This window comes from Stenotrophomonas sp. YJH_SMC_29 (assembly GCF_059371235.1).
In genome coordinates this window covers 163,234-187,168 of the sequence record NZ_JCAFUK010000009.1, presented here as the reverse complement: position 1 = coordinate 187,168, position 23,935 = coordinate 163,234, and the positions used below count along the sequence as shown (strand labels likewise).

The window sequence follows — 23,935 nt, the reverse complement described above, 5'->3', positions numbered from 1 at the left end:
CGGCTGCGCGCACAATGGCGGCCATGACAGCGGCCCCCATGACTGATGCGCGTACCCGCCAGGCCGATGCCCTGGTGGAAGGCCTGCAACGCGAAGCCGGTGGCAAGCTGACCGTGTTCCTCGGCGCCGCGCCGGGCGTGGGCAAGACCTACACCATGCTGACCCGCGCCCAGGAACAGCTGCGCCGCGGCGTGGACCTGATGGTCGGGCTGGTGGAAACCCATGGCCGTGCCGATACCCAGGCGCTGCTGGAGGGCCTGCCGCAGCTGCCGCTGAAGGAAGTGGCCTACCACGGCCACACGTTGCAGGAGATGGACCTGGATGCCGTGCTGGCACGGCATCCGGCCCTGGTGCTGGTGGATGAACTGGCCCACCGCAACGCGCCGGGCAGCCGCCACGAGCGACGCTGGCAGGATGTGATGGAGCTGCTGGACGCTGGCATCGACGTCTGGACCACGGTCAACATCCAGCATCTGGAAAGCCTCAACGACGTGGTGATGCGCATCACCGGCGTGCGCGTCAGCGAGACCGTACCGGACGGCGTGCTCGATCGCCTGCACGACATCGTGCTGGTCGATCTGCCCCCGCGCGAACTGATCGCGCGCCTGCAGCAGGGCAAGGTCTATGTGCCCGAGCAGGCCGCGCAGGCGCTGCAGGCGTTCTTCTCGCCGGCCAACCTGACCGCCCTGCGTGAGCTGGCGATGCAGGAAGCCGCCGACCGCGTCGACAGCAGCCTGCGCGAAACCCGCGCCGCGCGGGGTGAAGGCAACCTGCCGCTGCGGCGCGGCGTGCTGGTGGCCATCGATGGCGGTGGCCAGAGCGAGTACCTGGTGCGGGTGGCGCGTCGCATCGCCGAGCGCCGCGACGCACCGTGGACGGTGGTGACCGTGCAGGGCCGGCGCCAGGACGAGGCCACGCGGCGCGAGATCGATGCGGCCTTCGCCCTGGCACGTCGCCTGGGTGGCGACGCCGAACTGCTGCATGGATCGAGCATTGCCGATGCCCTGCTCGACCACGCCGCGCACAACGGCGTGTCGACCCTGGTGCTGGGGCGGACCCGTGAGCGTCCGCTGGCGCGGATGTTCAACCGTACCCTCACCCAGCAGCTGATCCAGCGCGGCGCGCACTACGAGATCACCATCATCAGCACGCCGCAGGCCCGGGCGCGCTCGCGCCGCGAGGGCCTGCTGCCACCGATGCGCGGCATCAGCTACGAGCCGGTGCAGGCGCTGATCGCCACCGCGCTGGCCTGTGCGGTGGCCTGGCTGGCCGAACGCTGGGTCGGCATGGCCGACCTGTCGATGGTGTTCATCGTGGCAGTGGTGCTGGTGGCGGCGCGCACGCGCGCCAGCGTCGCGGTGATGGCGGCGATTCTGTGCTTCCTCGCCTACAACTTCCTGTTCATCGCGCCCCGCTTCACCTTCGCCATCGGTGCACGCCAGGGCGTGATCACCGTGTTCCTGTTCCTGGCCGCGGCACTGGTGGCCGGGCGCCTGGCCTCGCGCCTGCGCATGCAGGTCATCGCGCTGCGTGCGGCCAACCGCCATGCGCGCGCGCGCCAGCAGCTGGGCCGCCAGCTGGCCAGCGCCGCTGGCAACGGCGAGGTGGCGCAGGCGGGTCGACATGCCCTGGAACAGGCGATGGACGTGCCGGCGTGGCTGCGGATCGGCGCGGATACCGCAACCGGTGGCCGCAGCCAGCCCGGCGACACCGACCTCGCCGCCGCCGACTGGGCGCTGCGCCATGGCCAGCCCAGCGGGCGCTTCACCGACACCCTGGCCGGTGCGCAGTGGTGGTTCCTGCCATTGCTGGATGGCGAAGATCGCGCGATCGGCGTGGCCGGCCTGTACCTGCCCGGCGCACAGGCACGCCTGCTGCCCGAACAGCGGCAGCTGGCCGAAGCGATGGTCGATGACATCGCGCAGGCCGCACTGCGTACCCGGCTGGTGGCCGAACTGGAGCAGGCACATGTCAGCAACGAGACCGAGCGGTTGCGCTCGGCCCTGCTTTCTTCGGTGTCGCACGACCTGCGCTCGCCACTGGCGGCGATGATCGGTTCGGCCGACAGCCTGGCCAGTTACGGCGCGGCAATGGACACGGCCGATCGCCGTGCCCTGCTGGACACCATCCTGGTCGAAGGCGAGCGGCTGGACCGCTACATCCAGAACCTGCTGGACATGACCCGCCTGGGTCACGAAGGGCTGAAGATCAACCGCGACTGGATCGGGGTGGACGAACTGATCGGCTCGGCGGCGCGGCGCCTGCAGCGCTACCAGCCGAAGGTGCGGCTGGAGCTGGACATTCCGGCCACGCTGGCGCCGATCTGGGTGCACCCGGCGCTGGTCGAACAGGCGGTGTTCAACGTGATGGAGAACGCGGCCAAGTTCTCGCCGCCCGACGCCGCCGTGCAGGTGCAGGCGCGCGAACTGGACGGACAGCTGCGCATCGATGTGATCGATGCCGGCCCCGGCATTCCCGATGACGAGCGTGCGCGCATCTTCGACATGTTCTACAGCGTCGAGCGCGGCGACCGCGGCCGCCACGGCACCGGCCTGGGCCTGACCATCTGCCAGGGCATGATCGGCGCACATGGCGGCAGCGTGCAGGCGCTGCCCGGACGCGACGGTCGCGGTACCCTGATCCGCATCACCCTGCCCCTGCTCAAGCCAGCCTCCCACGATGAGCCCGACCCCGATTGATGCCAGCGTGCCGGCCGCACGCGTGCTGGTGATCGACGATGAAACCCAGATCCGCCGGTTCCTGGACATCAGCCTGCGCGCGCAGGGCTACCAGGTGCGGCAGGCGGCCACCGGCCAGGAAGGCCTGCAGCTGGCCGCCAGCGAGGACATGGACCTGGTGATCCTGGACATCGGCCTGCCGGACATGGAAGGCCACGAGGTGCTGGAACAACTGAGGCAGTGGAGCCAGGTGCCGGTGATCATGCTGACCGTGCGCGCCGGCGAAGCGGAGAAGGTGCGCGCGCTGGACACCGGCGCCAACGACTACGTGACCAAGCCGTTCGGCACGCAGGAGCTGATGGCGCGGGTGCGGGCGCTGCTGCGCACGCGCAGCGTGCCGACCGACGGCACCCCGCCGGTGTTCGACGATGGCCATCTGCACGTGGACCTGGTGCGCCGTGAAGTCACCCTTGATGGCGAAGCGGTGGCGTTGACCCGCAAGGAGTATGCGTTGCTGTCGCTGCTGCTGCGCAATGCCGGGCGGGTAGTGACCCAGCCGCAGATCCTGCAGGAAATCTGGGGCCCGACCCACCAGCACGACACCCATTACCTGCGCATCCTGGTGGGCAAGCTGCGGCACAAGCTGGGCGACTCGGCGCTGGATTCGCGTTACCTGTTCACCGAACCGGGCGTGGGATTGCGGTTCAAGGGGTAGTGCCGGCCGCTGGCCGGCAATTGGGCTTGCCGGCCAGCGGCCGGCACTACCCATTCTGCTGCAGCGTCCAAAGGGGTCAGAACCCCAGCGGGGTATCGCCCAGCACCGGTTGCAGCTGGCTGCGGAACAGGGCCTGGATGCGCTCCAGTGCCGCCTCGTCGTTGCCCTCGAAACGCAGCACCAGCACCGGGGTGGTGTTGGAGGCACGCACCAGGCCCCAGCCATCGGCGAAGTCCACGCGCAGGCCGTCGATGGTCGACAGGCGACCGCCCACGTACGGGTTGTCCGGCGACTGCGCCGCCGCCACCAGCATCGCCACCAGCGCATGCGGCGTCCCCTCGGCCACCGGGACCTTCAGCTCCGGCGTGGCGACCATCTCCGGCAGTTCGCCCAGCACCTCGTCCGGGGTTTCCTCGCGCTGGGCCAGGATCTCCAGCAGGCGCGCAGCGGCGTACAGGCCGTCGTCGAAACCGAACCAGCGCTCCTTGAAGAAGAAGTGGCCGCTCATCTCGCCGGCCAGTTCGGCGTCGGTCTCGCGCATCTTCGCCTTCATCAGCGAATGCCCGGTCTTCCACATCAGCGGGCTGCCACCGTTGCGCAGCACATGGTCGGACAGCTTGCCGGTGCACTTCACGTCGTAGATCACCATCGCGCCCGGATTGCGCATCAGCACATCGGCGGCGAACAGCATCAGCAGGCGGTCGGCATAGATGATCCTGCCTTCGCCGGTGACCACGCCCAGCCGGTCGCCATCACCATCGAAGGCCACGCCGAGATCGGCACCGAAGCGCTTGACCGTCTGCACCAGGTCTTCCAGGTTGGCCGGCTCGCTCGGGTCGGGATGATGGTTGGGGAAGGTACCGTCGACATCGCAGTACAGCGGGATGACGTCGGCGCCGATTGCTTCCAGCAGCTGCGGGGCCAGTGCGCCGGCCACGCCATTGCCGGCGTCGGCCACCACCTTCAGCGGACGGTCCAGCTGCACGTCATCGGCGATGCGCTGGATGTAGTCGGCACTGACGTCGCGCTGCTGGTAGTCACCCGGCTCGGCGGCCTGCACCAGGCGGCCCTCGACGATGCGCTGGTAGAGGTCGGTGATCGCCTCGCCGGACAGCGTTTCGCCGCCGATGACCACCTTGAAGCCGTTGTACTCGGGCGGATTGTGGCTGCCGGTGACCGCCACGCAGGTGCCGGTCCGCAGGTGGAACGCGGCGTAGTACACGAGCGGGGTCGGCGCCAGGCCGATGTCGATCACCGCGCAGCCGGCACGGCGCAGGCCTTCGGCCAGCCCGGCCGTCAGCTCCGGTCCGGACAGGCGGCCATCGCGGCCGACCACCACCTCGCGCAGGCCCTGCTCCAGCGCCACGGTGCCGATGGCCTGGCCGATCAGCGCGGCGGTCTTCGGCGTCAGTTCGCTGCCCACCACGCCGCGGATGTCGTAGGCGCGGAAGATGCCGGCGGCCAGTTCTTCGACAGGCACCGGCGGTGGCGGCGGTGGCGTGGCATCGCCACTGCCGGCCAGGTTCGCCACCGGTGGCGGCGCCTGCTGCAGGCTCTCGCTCAGGGTCGGGCCATGGTCGGCTTCGGACGCTGCGGCGCGGCGCGGCAACGGCAGCGACTTCGGCAGCCGGTCGCGGCCGACCACCAGCAACACGGCAATGAACGCCAGCAGCAGCGCGACGATGGCACTGGCCAGCGCACCGAGGCCGAGCGGGCCGGCCTCGACGTTGGGCACCGACGCGACCAGCCGCAGCGGCGTGCCGGCCACGGGTCGCGCCAGCGCCTCCGCACTTTCGGCCAGGCTCGGGTCGCCCTGGGTGACCAGATCGAATCCTCCCTGGCGCAGGCCGAGGAAGCCGGCCGACGGCGCGCTGACCTGGTCGAGCGGTGAAGTCAGCCGCAGCAGCGGTTGGCGCACATAGATGACGGCCGGCCCCAGGCTGCCCAGCTGCACCGGCGCGGCCAGGCCCAGGCGGTTGCCACCGCCGTCGCGGACCACGCGCAGGCTGGGCTTGGCGTCGGCCAGCGCGGCTTCCAGCAGCGCCAGCCGCGCATAGCCGAAGGCGGCCGGATCGGCATAGGCGTTGGCCAGATCGGCCGCCAGCACCTCGACCTGCTCGACCCCGCTCCAGCCCTCGCGCACGGCCAGCGCCGCCGCAGCGGCATCGCCAGCCTGCAGCGCCTGCTGCACGCGATCGTTCTTCAACTGCTGCTGCAGCTGCTGCAACTGGCCCGCAGCGGCCTGCTGCAGGCCCTGCACGGCCTGGTCACGCGCCTCTTCCAGCGCCTGCCCGTTGGCCTCCTGCCGCCACTGCTGCACCGCACTCCATCCGAACCAGCCGGCCAGCAGGATCAGCAGTACCCCCAGCAGGGGTGCACTGCGTCCCAACGACCGTCCCCGCTGTCCTTCCCCGATGCCGCTCATCGATGCCCCCTGTCAACGCACCCCGGTATGGCCGAATCCACCCGCGCCCCGCACGCTGTCGGTGAAAGTATCCACCACCTGCAGGCTCACGCGGGCGATCGGAACCACCACCAGCTGCGCGATGCGATCGCCCGGCTCGATGGTGAACACCTCGCGGCCACGGTTCCAGACGCTGATCAGCAGCGGCCCCTGGTAGTCGGCGTCGATCAGGCCGGTGCCGTTGCCCAGCACGATGCCGTGGCGATGGCCCAGCCCCGAGCGCGGCAGGATCACCGCGCACAGGTTCGGGTCGGCGATGTGGATGGCCAGGCCGCTGGGCACCAGCGCGGTGTCGCCCGGCTGCAGGGTCAGCGCGGTATCCAGCGCCGCGCGCAGGTCCATGCCGGCGCTGGCCTCGGTGGCATAGGCCGGCAGCGGCCAGCTGTCGCCGAAGCGCGGGTCGAGCAGCTTGACCTGCAGCGGTTGGGAAAGGGATGCCTGGGTCATGCCTGGAGTCTCCGCGCGATCAGCGCCAGCAGTTGTTCGGCCAGCTCGCGCTTGGAGGTGGCCGGGAATACCTGTTCACCGTCCTGCCAGAAGGCCGTGGCGGCATTGTTGTCGCTCTCGAACCCGCCGCCGCTGATGCCCACCTGGTTGGCGATCACCAGGTCCAGGCGCTTGTCGATCAGCTTGCCGCGTGCGTACTTCTCCACGTCGTGGGTCTCGGCGGCGAAGCCGACCACCAGCTTCAGCGACTGGGTCTGCGCCGCAACTTCGGCAAGGATGTCCGGCGTGCGCACCAGCTCGATCACCAGCGACTGGCTGTCAGCGGTCTTCTTCAGCTTCTGCGTGGCAACCTGGCGCGGCGTGTAGTCCGACACCGCGGCGGCACCGATGTAGATGTCGGCAGGCAGGGACGTCAGCACGGCATCGCGCATCTGCGCGGCCGAACGCACATCAATGCGCTGCACGCCCGGCGGCGTCGGCAGCTGTACCGGTCCGCTGACCAGCACCACCTCCGCGCCCAGCGCGGCGGCGGCGGCGGCCAGGGCGAAGCCCATCTTGCCGCTGCTGCGGTTGCCGACGTAGCGCACCGGATCGATGTCTTCGTAGGTCGGGCCGGCGCTGATCAGCAGGCGCAGGCCCTGCAGCGCGCGGGTCTCCGGCGCGGCAACGGCCGCGGCGCTGCCGCCATTGGCGGCCAGCGCGGCCACGATGTCGCCGGGCTCGGCCAGGCGACCGGGGCCGGATTCGCCTTCGGCCAGCGGGCCATCGACCGGGCCGATCACCTGCGCGCCCCGCTGGCGCAGCAGCGCGATGTTGGCCTGGGTGGCCGGATGCAGCCACATGCGATGGTTCATCGCCGGGCAGATCGTCAGCGGCGCGGTGCTGGCCAGGCACAGGGTACTGACCAGGTCATCAGCATGGCCCTGGGCCAGGCGTGCCAGCAGGTCGGCGGTCCCCGGCGCGACCACGATGCGGTCGGCCCAGCGGGCCAGCTCGATGTGGCCCATGGCCTGTTCGGCGGCGCTGTCCCACAGCGTGGTGCGGGTCGGCTGCCCGGACAGGGCCTGGAAGCTGAGGGGGGTGACGAACTGCTGGGCGCCGGCGGTCATCGCCACCTGGACCTGGGCGCCGGCGTCACGCAGCCGCCGCACCAGTTCCAGAGCCTTGTAGGCCGCGATCCCGCCTCCGACGCACAACAGCAGTTTCTGGCCTTCCAGCGCGCGAACCGGCGCGGGGGAAGCGTTGGGGGAGTCAGCCACCTGGAATTCCTGTGCAAACGAGGGCATTAGCTTACCCGATGGTCGGTAATGTCCCGGTACACGGCGCACATAGCGGGCGGCTATCAGCAGATGGGACTTGGACCACAGCGCTTCCGGGGTTCAGGCCAGTGCGATTCGGAACTTTCCTATACCTGCGGGCCGGCCACGTTTGCAGAATCGTCGGTGGCCACCACAGGTGTGCCGCTTCGCTTTTCGAGGATCCCGCGTGCACCCGCGCATCATCATCGCCGACGACCATCCCGTCGTCCTGCACGGCATCCGCATCGTGCTGCAGACCCACCTGATGGAGGTTGTCGGCAGCGCGCGCGACGGCGCCCAACTGCTGCACCTGGTCGAACGCCACGACTGCGACGCCGTGCTGACCGATCTCTCCATGCCGGGCGACGGTCCCGACGGCGCGGACCTGATCGCTGAACTGCGCGCACGCCACCCCGGCACGCCCGTGGTGGTGCTCACCGGCGCCCGCCACCCCGGCCTGCTCGACGGCCTGCTGCGCGACGGGGTCGGCGGCCTGGTCGACAAGTGCGCCGATTTCGGCGAGTTGCCGCAGGCGCTGAACGCCGCCCTGGCAGGCCAGGTATTCGTCTCGCAGCAGCTGCGCCACCACCTGCAGGCGCGCGACCTGATGTTCGCGCGCGAACCGGCCGCGCTGTCGGCCCGCGAGCAGGAAGTACTGGACCTGCTGGCCGCCGGGCTGAAGGTGAACGCCATCGCCGTCCACTGCGGGCGCAGCCCGAAGACGATCAGCCGGCAGAAGGCCGAAGCCAAGCGCAAGCTGGGCCTGCAGAACAACCAGGAACTGTTCGCCTACCTGCAGTCGCGGCGCGGCTGAGGCAACGGCCGACCCTGGCATGCGTGCTGCCCCGATGGGACGCCTCACCCGCACCGGCGATGATGCAGGCATGCCCATCCATGACTGGCCCGAACAGGAACGTCCCCGCGAGAAGCTGATCGCCCGCGGCCCCGCCACCTTGTCCGACGCCGAGCTGCTGGCGCTGTTCCTCGGCTCGGGCTTCGGCGGGCGCGACGCGGTGCAGACCGCGCGCGACCTGCTGCAGGCGCATGGCCCGCTGCGCGTGCTGCTGGACCGCCCGGCCCGGGAGCTGGCCCGGCTGCCTGGGCTGGGCCCGGCGCGCAGCTGTGCCCTGGCCGCCGGGCTGGAACTGGCCCAGCGCTACCTGGCTGCCGAGCTGCAGCAGGGCGAGGCGGTCGGCAACAATCCCGTCGCGGTGGGCCGTTACCTGCAGCACCGCCTGCGCGGCCAGGCCCGCGAGATCTTCATGGCGCTGTTCCTCGACAACCGCCACCGCCTGATCGCCTGCGAGGAGCTGTTCCAGGGCACCATCAACGCCGCGCCGGTCTATCCCCGCGAGGTGGTGCGGCGCGCCCTGCTGCACAACGCGGCGGCGGTGATCCTCAGCCACAACCACCCCTCCGGCGACCCGGAGCCCTCCGGCGCCGATACCCGCATCACCGACGAACTGCAGCAGGCGCTGGCCCTGGTGGACGTGCGCCTGCTGGACCACTTCGTGGTCGGCGAGGGCCGCCCCGTTTCATTTGCTGAACGAGGGCTGCTGTCCCCGCCCCAGCCGCGCCTGTTCGGCTGAGCCCCGCCCGCCAGGCGCGGGCGGGGCCCCCACAGGCATGTTCTGGTCAGCGTGGGCGCGGGCATCTGCGCTAAAATGGGCGATTCCGCCGCTCATTCTCACAGCAGGCCTCGTGAAAAATCTCCTCCGCGCCCTGATCAGCCAAGGCATCGAAGCCTTGCGCGCCAATGGCACCCTGCCCGCCGACTCCCTGCCGCCGGACTTCGTGGTCGAGCGCCCGAAGACCCGTGACCACGGCGACTTCGCCACCAACGCCGCGATGCTGCTGGCCAAGGCCGCGCGCAGCAATCCGCGCGCACTGGCGCAGGCGCTGGTCGAGGCGCTGCCGCGCAGCGAGGACGTCAGCAAGGTCGAGATCGCCGGTCCCGGCTTCATCAACTTCCACCTGGCTCCGGCCGCGTACCAGCGCGAAGCCGCCTCGGTCATCAAGGAAGGCCACGATTACGGCCGCAACCTCTCCGGCAACGGCCGCACGGTGGGCGTGGAATACGTCTCGGCCAATCCGACCGGCCCGCTGCACGTCGGCCATGGCCGCGCAGCGGCCATCGGCGACTGCGTGGCCCGCGTGCTGGATGCCAACGGCTGGAATGCCAAGCGCGAGTTCTACTACAACGACGCCGGCGTGCAGATCGAGAACCTGGCGCTGTCCACCCAGGCGCGGATCAAGGGCATCGCACCCGATCAGGACGGCTGGCCGGAAGGCGGCTACCGCGGTGAGTACATTGCCGATGTCGCCCGCGCCTACATGGCCGGCGCCAGCGTCGATCTGGAAGGCAGCATCGTGGTCGGCGCCAAGGACCCGGACGACATGCAGGCGATCCGCCGTTTCGCGGTGGCGTACCTGCGCAACGAGCAGAACCTGGACCTGGCCGCGTTCGGTGTCGACTTCGACATCTACTTCCTGGAAAGCTCGCTGTACGCCGACGGCAAGGTTGCCGAGGCCGTGGCCAAGCTGCAGGCGTCCGGCCACACCTATGAGGAAGGCGGCGCGCTGTGGCTGCGCAGTACCGACTTCGGTGACGACAAGGACCGCGTGATGCGCAAGTCCGACGGCACCTTCACCTACTTCGTGCCGGACGTGGCCTACCACCTGTCCAAGTGGCAGCGCGGCTATGAGCGCGCGATCACCGAACTCGGCGCCGACCACCACGGTTCGCTGGCACGCGTGCGCGCCGGCCTGCAGGCGCTGGAAGTGGGCATCCCGCAGGGCTGGCCGGAATACGTGCTGCACCAGATGGTCACCGTGATGCGCGGCGGCGAGGAAGTGAAGCTGTCCAAGCGTGCCGGCAGCTACTTCACCCTGCGCGACCTGATCGAGGAAGCCGGCCGCGATGCCACCCGCTGGTTCCTGATCGCGCGCAAGCCCGATTCGCAGCTGACCTTCGACATCGACCTGGCCCGCCAGCAGAGCAACGACAACCCGGTGTTCTACGTGCAGTACGCGCACGCCCGCGTGTGCAGCCTGCTGCGCCAGGCACAGGAAAAGGGCCTGGTCTACGAGCAGGGCGATGGCCTGGCCAATCTCGGTCGCCTGGCCGACGACGCCTCGCTGCTGCTGATGAACGAGATCTCGCGGTACCCGGAAGTGGTGGAAGCGGCCGGCGTGGCGCTGGAGCCGCACCTGGTGGCGCAATACCTGCGTGAATTGGCGCATGCCTTCCACACGTGGTATCACGGGACGCCGGTGCTGGTGGACGACGCCGCCGACCGCAACGCCAAGCTGACCCTGGCCTGCGCGGCGCGCCAGGTGCTGGCCAATGGCCTCGAACTCCTGGGCGTGAGCGCCCCGGAAAAAATGTAAGCATCAGGAGACGCAGTACACATGGCAGCACGACGCGGCAAAAGCCAGGCACGACGCAACAGCAGCAGCCAGGGCACACCCGGATGGGTGTGGCTGGTGGCCGGTGTGGCGATCGCCGCCGTGGTGTTCCTGGCGGCGCCGAACCTGTTCAAGGGCGATGGCGATGGTTTCCTGCGCGCCGGCCCGCAGCCGAACCCGAACGCGCAGCCGGCCCCGGTCGCTGATGCCGACAGCGATGTCGGTGGCCAGCCGGCCGCACCGCCGGCCACGCCGAAGCCGGCCGAGGCGGAGAAGCCCGCCGCGACGCAGTACGACTTCTACACCCTGCTGCCGGGCAAGGAAGTGGAAATGTCCGATGCCGAACTGGCCGCCAGCGCGCGCGCCGAGGACCAGCGCCGGGCCAAGGCGGAAGCGTCGCGCGCGCAAGCCGCGCTGGAGGGCAAGCCGGTACCGCCGGCCAGCACCGCCCCCGCGGCAACCGCCAGCGTCGCCAGCACCGCACCGGCGGCCGCCGCCAGCCGCCCACTGCCGGCACCGCTGAGCGAGCGCCCGACGGCGGCAACGCCGCCGGCCAGCACCGCGCCGGCGTCCACCAGCACGGCGGCCACCCCGGCGGCACCGCGGGCGGAGACCGCGCCGGCAACGGCCGCTGCCGCACCAGCGGCCGCCGACAACGCCCGCTACATCCTGCAGGCAGGCGCCTTCGGTGCCTCCGGCGACGCCGAAGCCACCAAGGCCAAGCTGGCGATGATGGGCCTGGCCGCACGCGTGGAGTCGGCGCAGATCAACGGCAAGACCGTGTACCGCGTGCGCATGGGGCCGTACGGCAGCGCCAGCGAACTGTCCGAAGCCAAGCAGAAGCTGGACGGCACCGGCCTGCAGGCGATGGCGATCAAGGCGCAGTGAGGCTGCCGATCTGAATGAAAAAGCCGGGCAGTGCCCGGCTTTTTTTTGTTCCTGCTGAGTCGAACATGGCTCGACTTTACATACGGCGTCAGCCCTCGCGGGCAACCTGGAAACCGGCGAACGACTGGCTGACCGGCATCAGCTCCAGGCGATTGATGTTCAGGTGCGGGGGCAGCGTGGCCACCCAGAAGATCTGTTCGGCGATGTCTTCGGCCGTCATCGGATTGGCACCGCTGTACAGCTTGTCCGAGGCGTTCTGGTCGCCATGGGTGCGGACCACGGTGAACTCGGTCTCGGCCATCCCCGGCTCGATCGTGGTCACGCGCACGCCGGTGCCGTGCAGGTCCGAGCGCAGGCCGAGCGAGAACTGGCTGACGAAGGCCTTGGTACCGCCGTAGGCATTGCCGCCCGGGTACGGGTAGACACCGGCTACCGACGAAATGTTGATGATCGCGCCCTTGCGCTCCACCAGCTGCGGCAACAGGCGGTGGGTCAGGGTCACCAGCGCGGTGATGTTGGTGTCGATCATCGTGGTCCAGTCCGACAGCCTGGCGCTCTGTGCCGGTGCGGTGCCCTGCGCCAGGCCCGCGTTGTTGACCAGCAGGTCGATCTCGCCGAAGGCCGGCGGCAGCGCCAGCAGCGCCGCTTCCATCGCCACCGCGTCGCGGATATCGAAGGCGGCGGCGTGCACCACGTCCTTGCCGTAGCGCTCGACCAGCGGCTGCAGGCGTTCACTGCGGCGGCCGGTGGCGATCACCTTCCAGCCCGCCTGGGCGAAGCGGTGGACAGCGGCGGCGCCGAAGCCGGACGTGGCGCCGGTAATCAGGACAGTGCGGGTCATCAGGCAACTCCAGGGGAAAAACCAGACCCCCATTCTGGCACCGTCGGTTGGTCTCTGTGTTGCCCGATCAGCCAGATCCGGGGTCAGATCCCCCTTCCTCCGCAAAGCGATCTGACCCCCAGCTGCAGGGTGACCGGTACAATCGGGCCATGATCAACAACGATGTCCTGCGCAGCGTGCGCTATTCCCTGGACCTGGGTGACCAGCACGTGGTCGCCCTGTGCCAGATGGCCGATCCGGCCTTCACCGTGGATACCGAACAGGTGAAAGCCTGGCTGCGCCGCGAGGACGAAGCCGGTTTCGAGGCGATGAACGACAGCGCGCTGGCGCACTTCCTCGACGGCCTGATCGTGCACCTGCGCGGACGCGACGAGAGCCAGCCGCAGCGGGCGGTGGAAACCCGCATCGACAACAACCTGGTGCTGAAGAAGCTGCGGGTGGCCTTCCAGCTGCGCGACGTGGACCTGATGGAGATCTTCGCCAGCGCCGGCTTCAACGTGTCCAAGTCCGAAGTCGGCGCGCTGTTCCGCCAGCCCGGGCACGCCAACTACCGGCGCTGCCTGGACCAGATGCTGCGCAACTTCCTCAAGGGCCTGAGCCTGCGCCTGCGCGGCTGAGCACCGCCTCGACGAAGGCGCGCGCGGCCGGCGCCGGCAGTCGCTGCCAGACCAGGTGCACGCGCCGGGTCGGGGTCGGCTGCAATGGAATCCGCACCACGCCCTCGAAGCCGTCGGCGATCGACGCCGGCACGATGCCGACGGCCAGCCCATGGCGGACGAAGCGTTCGACCAGTTCCATCAGGTTGACCTCGAAACGCACCGCGTGCGGCACGCCAGCGGCGGCGAACGCATCGTCGGTCTGCCGGCGCGCACCGGTGCCGCGCGGGAAGTCGACCAGCGCCTCATCCTGCAGCGCGGTCAATGGCAGGCGCGGCTGCCCGGCCAGGCGATGCGACGGCGCCAGCACGGCCACCAGATCCTCCTCCTGCAGCATCTGGTGGCAGACCCCATCCAGGGGTGCCGAGGGTGCCAGCCCGACCAATGCCACATCCAGCGCGCGCGACTGCACCTGCGCAATCAGGTCCTCACTCCTGTCCACCCGCAACTGGAATTCCACCTGCGGGTGCACCTGCTGGAACGCCGCGAGCATCGCCACCAGGTCGATGCCGGCCAGCGAGGAGATCTGCCCGATGGCCAGCAGTCCGCGTACCTCGCCGCTGACGGCGGCCACGTCGGCGCGCAGGTGGCGCAGGCTGGCCTGCACCTGGCGCGCATGCACCAGCAACGCCTCGCCGGCCGCGGTGGCCCGTACCTGGCGCGGCAGGCGCTCGAACAGCGTGACACCCAGTTCCTGCTCCAGATGGGCGATCTGGTGGCTGAGCGCGGACTGCACCACGTGGCAGCGTTCGGCGGCACGGGTGAAATTGCCCTCTTCGGCCAGGGCCACGGCGAACTCCAGCTGCTTGAGATTCATCCTGCTATCTTGTTTTCAGATGACACGGATGATGATGATTCATTTCCATCATGTCCGCAGCAGGCGGACACTGTGTACCCCACTTGCTGGAACACCGCGTGAGTCCGTCGCTCCCCCCTCTGCACCGCTGGCAGGTGCTGCTGATGTCGGTTGCCACCGGCGTGGCCGTGGCCAGCAACTACTATGCGCAGCCACTGCTGCACACCATCGCCGACGCGTTCGGCGTGCCGTTCGGCCAGGCCGGCATGGTGGTCACCGCCGCGCAGCTGAGCTATGCCGCCGGCCTGATCCTGCTGGTGCCGCTGGGCGACCTGTTCGAACGCCGGCGCCTGATCGTGGTGATGAGCCTGCTGTCGGCCGGCGGGCTGGTGATCAGTGCCTGCGCACCGTCGCTGACCTGGTTGCTGGTGGGCACCGCGATCACCGGCCTGTTTTCGGTGGTGGCCCAGGTGCTGGTGCCGTTCGCGGCCACGCTGGCGGCACCGGAACACCGTGGCCGCGTGGTCGGCACGCTGATGAGTGGCCTGCTGCTGGGCATCCTGCTGGCGCGCACCGTGGCCGGATTGCTGTCCAGCCTGGGTGACTGGCGTCTGGTGTATGCGATCGCCGCCGGCGCCCTGGTGCTGACTGCACTGGCACTGCAGCGCGGCCTGCCCCGCTTCCACCACAGTGCAGGGCTGGGTTATTTCGCGTTGCTGCGTTCGATCGGCGTGCTGTTCGTGCAGGAACCGGTGCTGCGCCAGCGCACCCTGCTGGGCGCCTGCAGCTTCGCCATGTTCGCGATCTTCTGGACACCGCTCGCGTTCCTGCTGGCACAGCCGCCCTACGGCTACAGCGACGCGACGATCGGCCTGTTCGGGCTGGTGGGTGCGGCCGGCACGCTGGCCGCCGGCCTGGCCGGCCGCATGTCCGACCGTGGCCAGAGCGGTCGCGCCACCGCCATCGCCCTGGTGCTGTTGCTGCTGTCGTGGCTGCCGCTGGGGCTGTCGTCGCACTCGTTGTCGGCACTGCTGATCGGCGTGGTGATGCTGGACATGGCCGCGCAGCTGCTGCACGTCAGCAACCAGAACCTGATCTACGCACTGCAGCCTGCGGCGCGCAACCGCCTCAATGCCGGCTACATGACCGGCTACTTCATCGGCGGCTCGCTGGGTTCACTGCTGTCGGCACAGGTCTACCCGCGCTTCGGCTGGACCGGCGTGTGCGTGGCCGGTACCGCCGTGGCCGTGCTGGCGCTGCTGCTGTGGCTGCCCGGCGCGCTGCGTGCGCGCCAGGCGGCATCGTCGAACTAGAAGCTGCCCTGCAGCGCCAGCTCCCAGCGTCCACCGGCATTGCCCGGGAACAGGCGCTTGGCGGCGTTGTCGGTGTCATGCACGGTGGCGCGCAGTTCCCATGCCGGGGTCAGCGTGGCAATGGCACTGAGCTGGCCATGCAGGTAATCCGGGCCCTGTGCGGTGGCCAGCCAGTACTGGCCCACGGCCGCTTCCAGGCGGAAGCGTTCATGCAGCGGCACACGCACGCCCAGCTGGGCATAAGTGCCGCGATGGCCGCCGGCCAGTGCATCGTTGGAATGGGCGACCTGCAGCCAGGCACGCTGCTTCCAGGTCGCGGTGGTGCTGAGCTCGGTCCAGTCCAGCGCGCGGCCGGTGCCCGGGTACACATAGCGGGTCAGGTTGGCATCCAGGGTCCAGTCCGGTGCCAGCGCGCCGGACCAGCCTGCCACCAGATCGAACTCGCTGCGCGCGCCATTGTCCGGTTTGAACGAGACGTTGGAACCCCAGACGCTGGCGTACCACCCCGAAGCGATCGCGATCTTCGCGCCGGCCTGTACTGCCGGGTCACCCTCGCTCTGCGAACTGCCGCGCCACACGTAGTCGCTGGTCAACGCGGCGCTGCCACTGGCCTGCACCTGTGCCTGCGCGCTGCCGATCCCGAGCAGCCCTGCCAGTGCGGCCACCACTGCCGCCATCATCCCCTTGCTGTTCACTGCACTGTGTTCCTCGTCGAAGGCGGTCGCGCCGCCGGGACGGCAGTGTCGGGCGCGTGCCCGTAACGGATCGAGGGTGCTGCCCGGCCAGCGGCGCAAATTCGGCGTAAATCCCGTGGATCGGGGCCATGTGCCAGCAGCGCGGTATCATGGCGCCCTGTTTCCAGGAACCAACCGCGTGGACGCCATCCTGACCCCGGTATCGATCGGCGAGCTGATCGACAAGATCACCATTCTCCAGATCAAGGCCGAACGCATCGACGACGCCGTCAAGCTGGCCAACGTGCGCACCGAGCTGGACGGCCTGCTGCCCCTGTTGCAGCAGCAGTTGCAGGCACAGCCGGCGCTGGCCGCGCTGCAGCAGCAGTTGAAGGCGATCAACGAGCGCATGTGGGACATCCAGGACCAGCTGCGCGACAAGGAAGCGGCGCAGGTGTTCGACGATGCGTTCATCCAGCTGGCACGCGGCGTGTATGGCACCAATGGCGAACGCGTGCAGGTGAAGAACGAGATCAACCGCGTGGCCGGTTCGGCGCTGGTGGAAGAGAAGCAGTACCAGGGCGAGTGAGCGCGCTCATCCGCATTCCAGCAGCTGCCGGAAGCGGAACAGGTCGCCGTCGCCGCGGATGCCGAGCTTGCGGTAGGCCGAGGTTTTCTGCGAACTGATCGTGCTGGCCGAGCGCCCTGACCGCAGGGCCATTTCGCTGGTGCTGACCCCTTTCAGCACCAGCCCGAGCACTTCACGTTCGCGCCGGCTCAGTGGCGCCAGCGTGGGCGCCGGCATCCTGCGGGTGCGTGGCAGGTTGAGTGCCGCACGCAGCTCCGGAGGCACGAAGCGCCCGCCGCGGGCGACCACATCGATCGCGCGCAGCAGCAGGTCCGGCGGCGTCGACTTGGACAGGAAGCCACGCGCGCCGGCACGCATGGCGGTCGTTACCGTACTGGCATTGCAGTGCGCCGAAAGCACCAGTACCGGCAGTGCCGGCCAGCGCTGCGACAGCACGTGCAACAACGCCATGCCATCGCCCAGGTTGCCCATCGGCAACGCATCGATCAGCAGCAGGTCGACGCAGCGTGGACTGCGCTGCAGCAGCTGCAGCAGATGGGCCTCGCTGGACAGGCTCACCCGTACCTGCACGCCACTGTGCTGGCGCAGCAGCACTTCCACGCCCAACCGCAGCACAGGATGCGGGTCCAGCAGCGCCAGGCGGCATGGCCGATCAGGCAGCAGGGGCGGGAGAGTCGGCGGCATCGCGGCATGTCCAGGCAACATGGGGCATCCACCGTAGGCCGGTGCCCGCAGCGGCGGAATCCAATTCCTTGCAATGCCCGGCCCGCGCACGCCACCAGTCAGATGGCATTTCGTTTTGCATCCCCGCAAATGCAACAGGCCCGGCGAATGCCGGGCCTGTCGAAGCGTCTGCAGCGCGGAATCGCGCCGAGGGCGCAATTACCAGCTGAAGCGCGGGCCGACGGTGTATTCCTTGTCGCCGTGGCGGTTCATCTTCAGCTCGCCGTTCAGGCCCCAGTTCTGGTTCAGCTTGACCTGACCACCCAGGCGGCCGTACCACTGGCCATCCGGATTGACGCCGTGCTTCTTGGCGTAGTCTTCGTAGCCGACCATGCCGTAGACCTCGGCGTGGGCGCCGAAGGCGGTGCGGATACCGGCTTCAGCGCTGTAGCCGTTGAAGTCCAGGCCGTGCTTCGGGTCGAACTTCTGGTAGGCGACGCGGGCAACGAAGTCGGTGGTCGGCGCGATTTCGACGTTGTAGCCGGCACCGATCTTCCACTGGTCAACCTTCAGGTTGGTGTGGTCGATTTCCTGGCGGCTGTACTCGCCGAAGGCGTGGAAGTTCGGCAGGAAGCCGTACGAACCCTTCACGCCCCAGCCGTCGGCCTTGATGCCTTCAACGTCGGTCTTGGCGTAGTCGGCTTCGGCGTAGTTGTAGGACAGGTTCTCAGCAGCCGAGGCGGTGAACGGCAGGGCAGCGGCCAGGGCCAGAGCAATCAGCGAATTCTTCATGGGGGTACACCTTTACTTTCTTATGGTGTGCAGCAGCGCCAGGGCGCCATCGCATCGGGAATGTAAATTCTCCGTTATTCGCCACAACGCTCCCTGAAAACAGCAGTCTTCGCATTGCTGAATTTTCTGGCTTGATTCAGGCTCCATCTGGCATACGCGCGCGCCGCGCGTGCATTCTGCTTCCAGCTTTCACCCACCTTTCCCCCGATGTCGATCCGCGATGCCCGGGTTCGTCGGTTACTTGAAGACCGTGCATGCGGCACGGTCCATGCGGAGGCAGGCAATGAGCTACATCGATGGTTTCGTCCTGGCGGTACCCACCGCCAACAAGGAAAAGTTCCTCGCCCATGCGCGCGCCGGCGACGTGGTGTTCATCGAATACGGCGCGCTGCGCGTGGTTGAGTGCTGGGGTGACGACGTACCGCACGGCAAGACCACCGACTTCTTCGGCGCGGTGAAAGCCACGCCGGAGGAGACGGTGGTGTTTTCCTGGATCGAATGGCCGGACAAGCCGACCCGCGACGCCGGCATGAAGAAGATGATGGAGGACCCACGGCTGGATCCGACGAAGAATCCGATGCCGTTCGACGGGGCGCGGATGATCTACGGTGGCTTCGTGCCGATCTACGAGCTGACGCGCTGAAGCCGGCGGACGTGCTCAGCGCGCGTCCGTTTCATCGCTGCCAGCGGCATGGCCGGCGCCCAGTGCGGCGCCGGCGCCGAGGCCCATGCCGCCCATCCCGGCGCCCATCCCGGCGCCCATGCCGCCACCGCCGCCACCGCCCGCACGCCCACTCCTGGCATCGCCATCATTGCGGCCCTTGCCACCGCCACTGGCACCAGGCCGGGTCGGGCCCTGCGGTGGAATCTTCAGGTCGGCCGGAATCGGGGCGAGGTCCAGTGCTTCGCGCACGAAGTCACGCAGCGACACCACCAGTTCGTGGGTATGCACCGGACGCCCCTGCGCCAGTTCATGGGCGGCACGCGCGGCCAGCCGCACCTGTTCGTCGGTGCCCAGCAACAGGATGTCCGACAATGCGGCTTCGACCGCGTCACGGATGCGCCGCGCGCGGTCCGAGCGCGGCTCGGCGATGGCTTCGGCACCTTCGCGCTGGCCCAGGTCGCGACGATGGCGCGGATCCACGCCCAGCTCGCCGGTGAACGAACCACCGAGGGTCTTGTAGGCCGCCATCAGCGTGCGCAGCCGCTCGTTGATCTGCCGGTTCTCGCGCTCGCGGCGCTGCTGCAGGGTCTGCATCACCAGCAGGCGGATGCCCACGCCCAGCAGGGTGATCAGGACCAGGCCGGCCAACGTGGACAGCACGCCCTGCCAGGAACTGAAGTCGATACCGCGCATGCGTGGGCTCCGGCGGGAAGAACCTGCATCTTGCCCCAGACCCTGCCCCGGAAACGCGAAGGCCCCGCCACCCGGTGGGCGGCAGGGCCTTCGGTCACGGCGCGATTACTTGCGCTTGGCGATCTTGCGCACGGCCTTGGCCGGGGCCTTCTTGGCCGGCGCCTTCTTGGCGGCGACCTTCTTCAGCGGCGCTGCCTTCTTGGCGACCGTCTTGCGGGTGGCGGCAACCTTCTTGCCCACCGCCTTCCTGGCGACGGCGGTCTTCTTGCCGACAACCTTCTTGGCAGCGGCGGTCTTCTTGCCGACGGCCTTCTTGGCAACAGCAGCCTTCTTGCCGACCACCTTCTTGGCGGCTGCGGTCTTCTTGGTAGCGACCTTCTTGGTGGCGGCAACCTTCTTGCCGACAACCTTCTTCGCAGCCACGGCCTTCTTGCCGGCGATCTTCTTGGCGGCAACGGTCTTCTTGGCCACAGCCTTCCTGGCGGTGGCGACCTTCTTGCCGACCACCTTCTTGGCGGCCGCGGTCTTCTTGGCAACGGTCTTCTTCGCGACGGCGGCCTTCTTGGTGGCGGCCTTCTTCACGGTGGCGACCTTCTTGCCGGCAGCCTGGGTGGCGGCCTTGGTGGTCTTCTTGGCGGCGGCGGCCTTCTTGGTCACGGCCTTGCCCGCGGCGGCCTTCTTCTTGGCCACTTCCTTCTTCAGGGCAGCGGCTTCGGCCTTGGCGTTCTGCTTGGCCGCTTCCAGCTTCTTCCTGGCGTTGGCAACGGTCTTGCCGACCGACTTGGCGGCCTTCTCGGCCTTCTTGGCCACGGTCTTCTCGACCTTGGCGACAGCCTTCCTGGCCTTGGCAACGCGGGTGCCGGCAGCCTTGGTGGCGCGCTTGACGGTCTTCTTGACCGACTTCACTGCGTCTTCGGCAGCGTGGGCGATGGTCTCGCCAACGTTGGTGGCGGTTTCTTTGACGTTCTCGACGGCGTCGGTCACGACCGACACACCATTACCGTTGCTCATGTTGCCCTCCTGCGGGCCTTAAGTATCAAAACGGGGCGATGCTATACCGACATTGACGATCGTGGAACGGGGCATGTGCCCGCAATCGCATCTGCTGCGACACCGATGGTGTACGCAGCCGTCCCCACCATCGCCTGCGCTTTGCAGCAAACCCCTTTTTTTCAGCGATGTGCCGCGCCCATCGCGTGGTGTCCGGCAGGCCCCGCGCGTGCCCGCGCGAAGGCGGCAGCCTGCACGCGCCGTGGCGCATTGCGGCGCCGGCTTGCGCGGAACTGCGCAAGGTTCGGCTGCGGCCGGCGCGCTCGGCGATCGCCTTCGGTGGCGCGCGAATCCGCTGCCCGGTGTGTCGCTACGGTCCTGTTTCCGCCCCTGCCGCCGACGTCCAGGCACGCCGTTTTCATGGCGCATTTATCCAGATCGCGACACACTCATTCAGCTTGTTTTACCGTAGGGCCGACCCGCCCCCACCCACGCCAGCGAACCGACTCCCATGCGACCGCTACCTACCCTGCTCACGCTCGCAATCGCCGCCGCCTTCGGTGGCTTCGTTGCCACCGGCCTCAATGCGCACCTGGACAACCGTGCCGACGCAGCGCCACTGCCTGCGGTGCTGCCGACCACCGCGGCGCTGCCGGCCTCGGTGGCCGGGCAGGCGGTGCCGTCGCTGGCGCCGATGCTGGAAAAGGCGATGCCGGCGGTGGTCAGCGTCAATACCAAGCAGGTGGTGCGCGTGCGCAACCCCTTCTTCAACGACCCGTTCTTCCGCCGCCTGTTCCCGGACATCCCGCAGGAACGCATCAATGAATCACTGGGCTCGGGCGTGATCATCGATGCCCGGGAGGGCCTGGTGCTGACCAACCACCACGTCATCGACAACGCCGATGACGTGCAGGTGACACTGGCCGACGGGCGCACGGTGAAAGCGGAGTTCCTCGGTTCTGACCGCGATACCGACATCGCGCTGATCCGCATCCCGGCGCAGAACCTGACCGACATCAAGCTCGGCAACAGCGACCAGCTGCGCGTGGGCGACTTCGTGGTGGCGATCGGCAATCCGTTCGGCTTCAGCCAGACGGTCACCTCGGGCATCGTTTCGGCGGTGGGCCGCAGCGGCATCCGTGGGCTGGGCTACCAGAACTTCATCCAGACCGACGCGTCGATCAACCCGGGCAACTCCGGTGGTGCGCTGGTCGACCTGCAGGGCCAGCTGGTCGGCATCAACACCGCCAGCTTCAACCCGCAGGGCAGCATGGCCGGCAACATCGGCCTGGGCCTGGCCATTCCATCCAACCTGGCGCGCAGCGTGGTGGACCAGCTGGTCAAGCACGGCGTGGTGGTGCGTGGCACGCTGGGTGTGGAGAGCCAGAACCTGACCGCGCAGATCGCGCAGGGCCTGGGCCTGGGCGAAACCCGTGGCGCGCTGATCACGCGGGTACTGGCCGGCTCGGCCGCGGCCGCGGCCGGACTGAAGCCGGGCGACGTGGTGGTTTCGGCCAACGGCCAGCGCGTGGACAGCGCCGAAGCGCTGCACAACGTGGAAGGCCTGGCGGCGGTCGGCAGCCCGATGACGCTGGACGTGCGCCGCGAAGGCAAGCCCCTGCAGATCAAGGCAACGCTGAAGGAACAGGCGCGTGCGGTCAGCGGTGAGAGCCTGGACCCGCGCCTGACCGGCGCGACCTTCGTCGACCTGCCCGAGTCGCTGCGGCAATCGGGTGTCGGCGGCGTACTGGTCAGCGAGGTCAAGCGCGGCAGCCGCGCGGCCAGCAATGGCCTGCAGCAGGGCGACATCATCACCGACGCCACCGTTGGTGAGTTCGCCGATCTGGCCAGCTGGCGTGCCAACTTCCAGCAACGCCCGCCGACCCTGGTGGTGCGCGTGCTGCGCAACAACGGCCAGCAGCAGGGCCAGCTCGTGATGCGCTGATCGCCCTGCCGTAACACCCCCTATACCCTGGCAATGGTATTGCTGTCAGTCCAGGTCGGCACCGCCGACGCCCGTTCCCCCATCGCAACAGGAGTGATTCGATGAGCCCCACCAATACCGAGAACCTGAAGGAACACCTGGGTGAAGCCGGTTCCCACCTGAAGCAGGCCGCCAGCGCCGCCGGCGGTGCGATCAAGGGCGCCACCGGTGCAGCAACCGACGAGCTGCGCATCGGCAAGGCCAACGTGAAGGCCGAACTGTCCGACAGCGCGCTGTCCGGCCTGGCCGCCGCCGAGTTCGGCGGTGCCGCCGCCAAGGAACAGGTCGACGCACTGATGGACAAGGGCAAGGACCTGATCGACAGCGCCGCCGAGCTGATCCGCGAGCGTCCGCTGGCCTCGTTCGGCGTTGCCTTCGCTACCGGCTGGATCATTGCCAAGCTGACCCGCGGCAGCAGCGACAAGTAAGCCGCAGCGTGAGCGAAGACAACGCGCAAGCCCCTGATCCGGCGGCGACCCCGCCGCTGGATGAGAGCATCCGCCAGGTCGGCGCGGCCGGTCGTGCCGCCGCCGATTCGGCCAAGCACACCGTGCGCTCGCTGCGCCGGCTGGCCTCGGCCGACTTCGCCCTGGCCCGCAGTGCCTTCGGCCGTGCACTGGCCTGGGCCGGCGTGGCGATCGTATTTGGTGCCTCGGCCTGGCTGCTGATGGCGGCCACCCTCATCGCGCTGCTGCAGAGCTGGGGGCTGAGCTGGCTGCAGGCGCTGCTGATCACCTCGCTGCTGAGCCTGGCCGTCACCGGCTATGCCATCTGGCGGGTGTCCTACTTCTTCCACCACACCGGCATGCACGCCACCCGGCGCCAACTGTCACGCCTGGGGCTGTTCGACGAGCCCAGCGAGGACGATCCGGATGCCGAGGTGCAGCTGCCCGAGGGCAAGCCATGAAGTTCGGTGCGCTTCAGCGGCGGGTAAAACGCTGCGAACAGGTGGTGACCGTGCGCCTGGTCGAAACCCAGGACCACTGGTCCACGCTCAGCCAGGTCTGGCGCCGGGGCTGGTCGCCGCTGCGCATCGTCGTGGTCGGACTGGCCGGCGGTTTCATCGCCGGCAAGCTGGAAGTGCCGGGCAAGGTGAACGGTGCGCGCTGGCTGCAGATGGCCGGTTCGGTCTCGAACCTGTTCGCCAGCGCACAGGCGGCGTTCGCCACCGCGATGGCGGCACAGGCGGCAGCCACAGCCGACGACGCGGCCGAAGAAGCCGGCGATGCCAGCGAACAGGCGCAGGCAGCCGTCTCCGCCGCCGACGCACGGCCCGCACCGGCGCCGCGACCGGTGCCGGAAGCAGAGCTGCGCGAACCGCGTCCGGCCGAAGCGGCCACCGAGCTGTCCGAACGTTGATCCATGGAAACCGCCGCGCCGCA

The 23,935-nt window shown here is 68.9% G+C and carries 24 protein-coding genes; 14 read left to right on the top strand and 10 right to left on the bottom strand.

What is annotated here, in order from left to right:
• Nucleotides 1-38 precede the first annotated feature (38 nt).
• Both AC5P9I_RS12170 and AC5P9I_RS12165 read left to right on the top strand, forming a co-directional pair.
• The gene (locus AC5P9I_RS12170; RefSeq protein WP_049465929.1) at nt 39-2,699 is read left to right on the top strand and encodes an ATP-binding protein; all 2,661 of its coding nucleotides are present in this window, start codon (nt 39-41) and stop codon (nt 2,697-2,699) included.
• Complete coding sequence (locus tag AC5P9I_RS12165; RefSeq protein WP_049465931.1) at nt 2,680-3,393, top strand: response regulator transcription factor; 714 nt, start codon at nt 2,680-2,682, stop codon at nt 3,391-3,393. The genes AC5P9I_RS12170 and AC5P9I_RS12165 overlap by 20 nt, the downstream gene beginning before the upstream one ends.
• 76 nt (nt 3,394-3,469) lie before the next feature.
• Here AC5P9I_RS12165 and AC5P9I_RS12160 read toward each other — a convergent pair whose 3' ends face one another.
• From AC5P9I_RS12160 to coaBC, 3 genes are read right to left on the bottom strand one after another with little or no spacing between them, the layout of a single operon-like run.
• Complete coding sequence (locus tag AC5P9I_RS12160; protein WP_049465933.1) at nt 3,470-5,818, bottom strand: phosphomannomutase/phosphoglucomutase; 2,349 nt, start codon at nt 5,816-5,818, stop codon at nt 3,470-3,472.
• A gap of 12 nt (nt 5,819-5,830) precedes the next feature.
• The gene (gene dut / locus AC5P9I_RS12155) at nt 5,831-6,304 is read right to left on the bottom strand and encodes a dUTP diphosphatase (protein ID WP_049465935.1); all 474 of its coding nucleotides are present in this window, start codon (nt 6,302-6,304) and stop codon (nt 5,831-5,833) included.
• Nucleotides 6,301-7,590 carry a bifunctional phosphopantothenoylcysteine decarboxylase/phosphopantothenate--cysteine ligase CoaBC gene (gene coaBC, locus AC5P9I_RS12150; RefSeq protein WP_229766869.1) on the bottom strand — a complete coding sequence of 430 codons (1,290 nt, stop codon included), beginning with the start codon at nt 7,588-7,590 and terminating at the stop codon, nt 6,301-6,303. The genes dut and coaBC overlap by 4 nt, the downstream gene beginning before the upstream one ends.
• Before the next feature lie 199 nt (nt 7,591-7,789).
• On the opposite strand from coaBC, the gene AC5P9I_RS12145 reads away from it, so the two are divergent.
• The 4 genes from AC5P9I_RS12145 to AC5P9I_RS12130 all read left to right on the top strand — a co-directional run bounded on the left by AC5P9I_RS12145 (nt 7,790) and on the right by AC5P9I_RS12130 (nt 11,898).
• The gene (locus tag AC5P9I_RS12145; RefSeq protein WP_049465939.1) at nt 7,790-8,416 is read left to right on the top strand and encodes a response regulator; all 627 of its coding nucleotides are present in this window, start codon (nt 7,790-7,792) and stop codon (nt 8,414-8,416) included.
• Between the two features lie 70 nt (nt 8,417-8,486).
• Nucleotides 8,487-9,191: a RadC family protein gene (gene radC, locus AC5P9I_RS12140; RefSeq protein WP_049414327.1), complete on the top strand. Its 705-nt coding sequence runs from the start codon at nt 8,487-8,489 to the stop codon at nt 9,189-9,191.
• Nucleotides 9,192-9,303: 112 nt separating this feature from the next.
• Entirely contained in the window at nt 9,304-10,992 is a 1,689-nt protein-coding gene (argS, locus tag AC5P9I_RS12135; RefSeq protein ID WP_049465941.1) for an arginine--tRNA ligase, read from the top strand.
• Between the two features lie 21 nt (nt 10,993-11,013).
• The gene (locus tag AC5P9I_RS12130; protein ID WP_049465943.1) at nt 11,014-11,898 is read left to right on the top strand and encodes an SPOR domain-containing protein; all 885 of its coding nucleotides are present in this window, start codon (nt 11,014-11,016) and stop codon (nt 11,896-11,898) included.
• A gap of 88 nt (nt 11,899-11,986) precedes the next feature.
• On the opposite strand, the gene AC5P9I_RS12125 is transcribed toward AC5P9I_RS12130, so the two are convergent.
• Nucleotides 11,987-12,739, bottom strand: a complete 753-nt coding sequence (locus tag AC5P9I_RS12125; RefSeq protein ID WP_053461952.1) for an SDR family NAD(P)-dependent oxidoreductase — start codon at nt 12,737-12,739, stop codon at nt 11,987-11,989.
• 149 nt (nt 12,740-12,888) lie between these two features.
• On the opposite strand from AC5P9I_RS12125, the gene AC5P9I_RS12120 reads away from it, so the two are divergent.
• Nucleotides 12,889-13,356, top strand: coding sequence for a YehS family protein (locus AC5P9I_RS12120; protein ID WP_049465947.1), 468 nt, complete (start codon nt 12,889-12,891; stop codon nt 13,354-13,356).
• Here the strand turns inward: AC5P9I_RS12120 and AC5P9I_RS12115 are convergent.
• Nucleotides 13,325-14,212 (bottom strand): LysR family transcriptional regulator, encoded by an 888-nt coding sequence (locus tag AC5P9I_RS12115; protein WP_049465949.1) that lies wholly within the window; start codon nt 14,210-14,212, stop codon nt 13,325-13,327. The genes AC5P9I_RS12120 and AC5P9I_RS12115 overlap by 32 nt on opposite strands.
• Before the next feature lie 143 nt (nt 14,213-14,355).
• Between AC5P9I_RS12115 and AC5P9I_RS12110 the strand changes: the two genes are divergently transcribed.
• Complete coding sequence (locus AC5P9I_RS12110; RefSeq protein ID WP_187756798.1) at nt 14,356-15,504, top strand: MFS transporter; 1,149 nt, start codon at nt 14,356-14,358, stop codon at nt 15,502-15,504.
• Here the strand turns inward: AC5P9I_RS12110 and AC5P9I_RS12105 are convergent.
• A complete protein-coding gene (locus AC5P9I_RS12105) occupies nt 15,501-16,199 on the bottom strand; it encodes a TorF family putative porin (protein ID WP_049465953.1) in 699 nt (232 codons plus the stop codon). The genes AC5P9I_RS12110 and AC5P9I_RS12105 overlap by 4 nt on opposite strands.
• Nucleotides 16,200-16,377: 178 nt before the next feature.
• Between AC5P9I_RS12105 and AC5P9I_RS12100 the strand changes: the two genes are divergently transcribed.
• Complete coding sequence (locus AC5P9I_RS12100) at nt 16,378-16,767, top strand: DUF6165 family protein (RefSeq protein WP_049465955.1); 390 nt, start codon at nt 16,378-16,380, stop codon at nt 16,765-16,767.
• 6 nt (nt 16,768-16,773) lie between these two features.
• Here the strand turns inward: AC5P9I_RS12100 and AC5P9I_RS12095 are convergent, their stop codons facing one another.
• Together AC5P9I_RS12095 and AC5P9I_RS12090 are read right to left on the bottom strand one after the other, a co-directional pair.
• Nucleotides 16,774-17,451, bottom strand: a complete 678-nt coding sequence (locus tag AC5P9I_RS12095; RefSeq protein ID WP_049465957.1) for a response regulator transcription factor — start codon at nt 17,449-17,451, stop codon at nt 16,774-16,776.
• Nucleotides 17,452-17,649: 198 nt separating this feature from the next.
• The gene (locus AC5P9I_RS12090; protein WP_049465959.1) at nt 17,650-18,222 is read right to left on the bottom strand and encodes an OmpO family porin; all 573 of its coding nucleotides are present in this window, start codon (nt 18,220-18,222) and stop codon (nt 17,650-17,652) included.
• 283 nt (nt 18,223-18,505) lie between these two features.
• On the opposite strand from AC5P9I_RS12090, the gene AC5P9I_RS12085 reads away from it, so the two are divergent.
• Nucleotides 18,506-18,865 carry a DUF1428 domain-containing protein gene (locus tag AC5P9I_RS12085; RefSeq protein ID WP_049465961.1) on the top strand — a complete coding sequence of 120 codons (360 nt, stop codon included), beginning with the start codon at nt 18,506-18,508 and terminating at the stop codon, nt 18,863-18,865.
• Nucleotides 18,866-18,880: 15 nt separating this feature from the next.
• Here the strand turns inward: AC5P9I_RS12085 and AC5P9I_RS12080 are convergent, their stop codons facing one another.
• Both AC5P9I_RS12080 and AC5P9I_RS12075 read right to left on the bottom strand, forming a co-directional pair.
• Nucleotides 18,881-19,579, bottom strand: coding sequence for a hypothetical protein (locus AC5P9I_RS12080; RefSeq protein ID WP_049465963.1), 699 nt, complete (start codon nt 19,577-19,579; stop codon nt 18,881-18,883).
• A gap of 105 nt (nt 19,580-19,684) precedes the next feature.
• On the bottom strand, nt 19,685-20,590 hold the full coding sequence (locus AC5P9I_RS12075; RefSeq protein ID WP_187756799.1) for a histone: 906 nt from the start codon (nt 20,588-20,590) through the stop codon (nt 19,685-19,687).
• 490 nt (nt 20,591-21,080) lie between these two features.
• Between AC5P9I_RS12075 and AC5P9I_RS12070 the strand changes: the two genes are divergently transcribed.
• From AC5P9I_RS12070 to AC5P9I_RS12055, 4 genes are all read left to right on the top strand, one after another.
• Entirely contained in the window at nt 21,081-22,514 is a 1,434-nt protein-coding gene (locus tag AC5P9I_RS12070; protein WP_049465966.1) for a Do family serine endopeptidase, read from the top strand.
• 101 nt (nt 22,515-22,615) lie between these two features.
• Nucleotides 22,616-22,981 (top strand): hypothetical protein, encoded by a 366-nt coding sequence (locus tag AC5P9I_RS12065; protein ID WP_049465967.1) that lies wholly within the window; start codon nt 22,616-22,618, stop codon nt 22,979-22,981.
• A gap of 8 nt (nt 22,982-22,989) precedes the next feature.
• A complete protein-coding gene (locus AC5P9I_RS12060) occupies nt 22,990-23,460 on the top strand; it encodes a phage holin family protein (RefSeq protein ID WP_049465970.1) in 471 nt (156 codons plus the stop codon).
• Complete coding sequence (locus AC5P9I_RS12055; protein WP_049470024.1) at nt 23,457-23,912, top strand: hypothetical protein; 456 nt, start codon at nt 23,457-23,459, stop codon at nt 23,910-23,912. Before AC5P9I_RS12060 ends, AC5P9I_RS12055 begins: the two co-directional genes overlap by 4 nt.
• The last annotated feature ends 23 nt before the right edge of the window (nt 23,913-23,935 follow it).

Coding starts and splice junctions, on each gene's coding strand:
- radC (WP_049414327.1), top strand. CDS start 8,487: ATGCCCATCCATGACTGGCCCGAACAGGAACGTCCCCGCGAGAAGCTG.
- AC5P9I_RS12165 (WP_049465931.1), top strand. CDS start 2,680: ATGAGCCCGACCCCGATTGATGCCAGCGTGCCGGCCGCACGCGTGCTG.
- AC5P9I_RS12160 (WP_049465933.1), bottom strand. CDS start 5,818: ATGAGCGGCATCGGGGAAGGACAGCGGGGACGGTCGTTGGGACGCAGT.
- AC5P9I_RS12055 (WP_049470024.1), top strand. CDS start 23,457: ATGAAGTTCGGTGCGCTTCAGCGGCGGGTAAAACGCTGCGAACAGGTG.
- AC5P9I_RS12090 (WP_049465959.1), bottom strand. CDS start 18,222: ATGAAGAATTCGCTGATTGCTCTGGCCCTGGCCGCTGCCCTGCCGTTC.
- AC5P9I_RS12120 (WP_049465947.1), top strand. CDS start 12,889: ATGATCAACAACGATGTCCTGCGCAGCGTGCGCTATTCCCTGGACCTG.
- AC5P9I_RS12065 (WP_049465967.1), top strand. CDS start 22,616: ATGAGCCCCACCAATACCGAGAACCTGAAGGAACACCTGGGTGAAGCC.
- AC5P9I_RS12080 (WP_049465963.1), bottom strand. CDS start 19,579: ATGCGCGGTATCGACTTCAGTTCCTGGCAGGGCGTGCTGTCCACGTTG.
- AC5P9I_RS12125 (WP_053461952.1), bottom strand. CDS start 12,739: ATGACCCGCACTGTCCTGATTACCGGCGCCACGTCCGGCTTCGGCGCC.
- AC5P9I_RS12115 (WP_049465949.1), bottom strand. CDS start 14,212: ATGAATCTCAAGCAGCTGGAGTTCGCCGTGGCCCTGGCCGAAGAGGGC.
- AC5P9I_RS12085 (WP_049465961.1), top strand. CDS start 18,506: ATGAGCTACATCGATGGTTTCGTCCTGGCGGTACCCACCGCCAACAAG.
- AC5P9I_RS12130 (WP_049465943.1), top strand. CDS start 11,014: ATGGCAGCACGACGCGGCAAAAGCCAGGCACGACGCAACAGCAGCAGC.
- coaBC (WP_229766869.1), bottom strand. CDS start 7,590: ATGCCCTCGTTTGCACAGGAATTCCAGGTGGCTGACTCCCCCAACGCT.
- AC5P9I_RS12095 (WP_049465957.1), bottom strand. CDS start 17,451: ATGCCGCCGACTCTCCCGCCCCTGCTGCCTGATCGGCCATGCCGCCTG.
- dut (WP_049465935.1), bottom strand. CDS start 6,304: ATGACCCAGGCATCCCTTTCCCAACCGCTGCAGGTCAAGCTGCTCGAC.
- AC5P9I_RS12070 (WP_049465966.1), top strand. CDS start 21,081: ATGCGACCGCTACCTACCCTGCTCACGCTCGCAATCGCCGCCGCCTTC.
- AC5P9I_RS12170 (WP_049465929.1), top strand. CDS start 39: ATGACTGATGCGCGTACCCGCCAGGCCGATGCCCTGGTGGAAGGCCTG.
- AC5P9I_RS12110 (WP_187756798.1), top strand. CDS start 14,356: ATGTCGGTTGCCACCGGCGTGGCCGTGGCCAGCAACTACTATGCGCAG.
- AC5P9I_RS12075 (WP_187756799.1), bottom strand. CDS start 20,590: ATGAGCAACGGTAATGGTGTGTCGGTCGTGACCGACGCCGTCGAGAAC.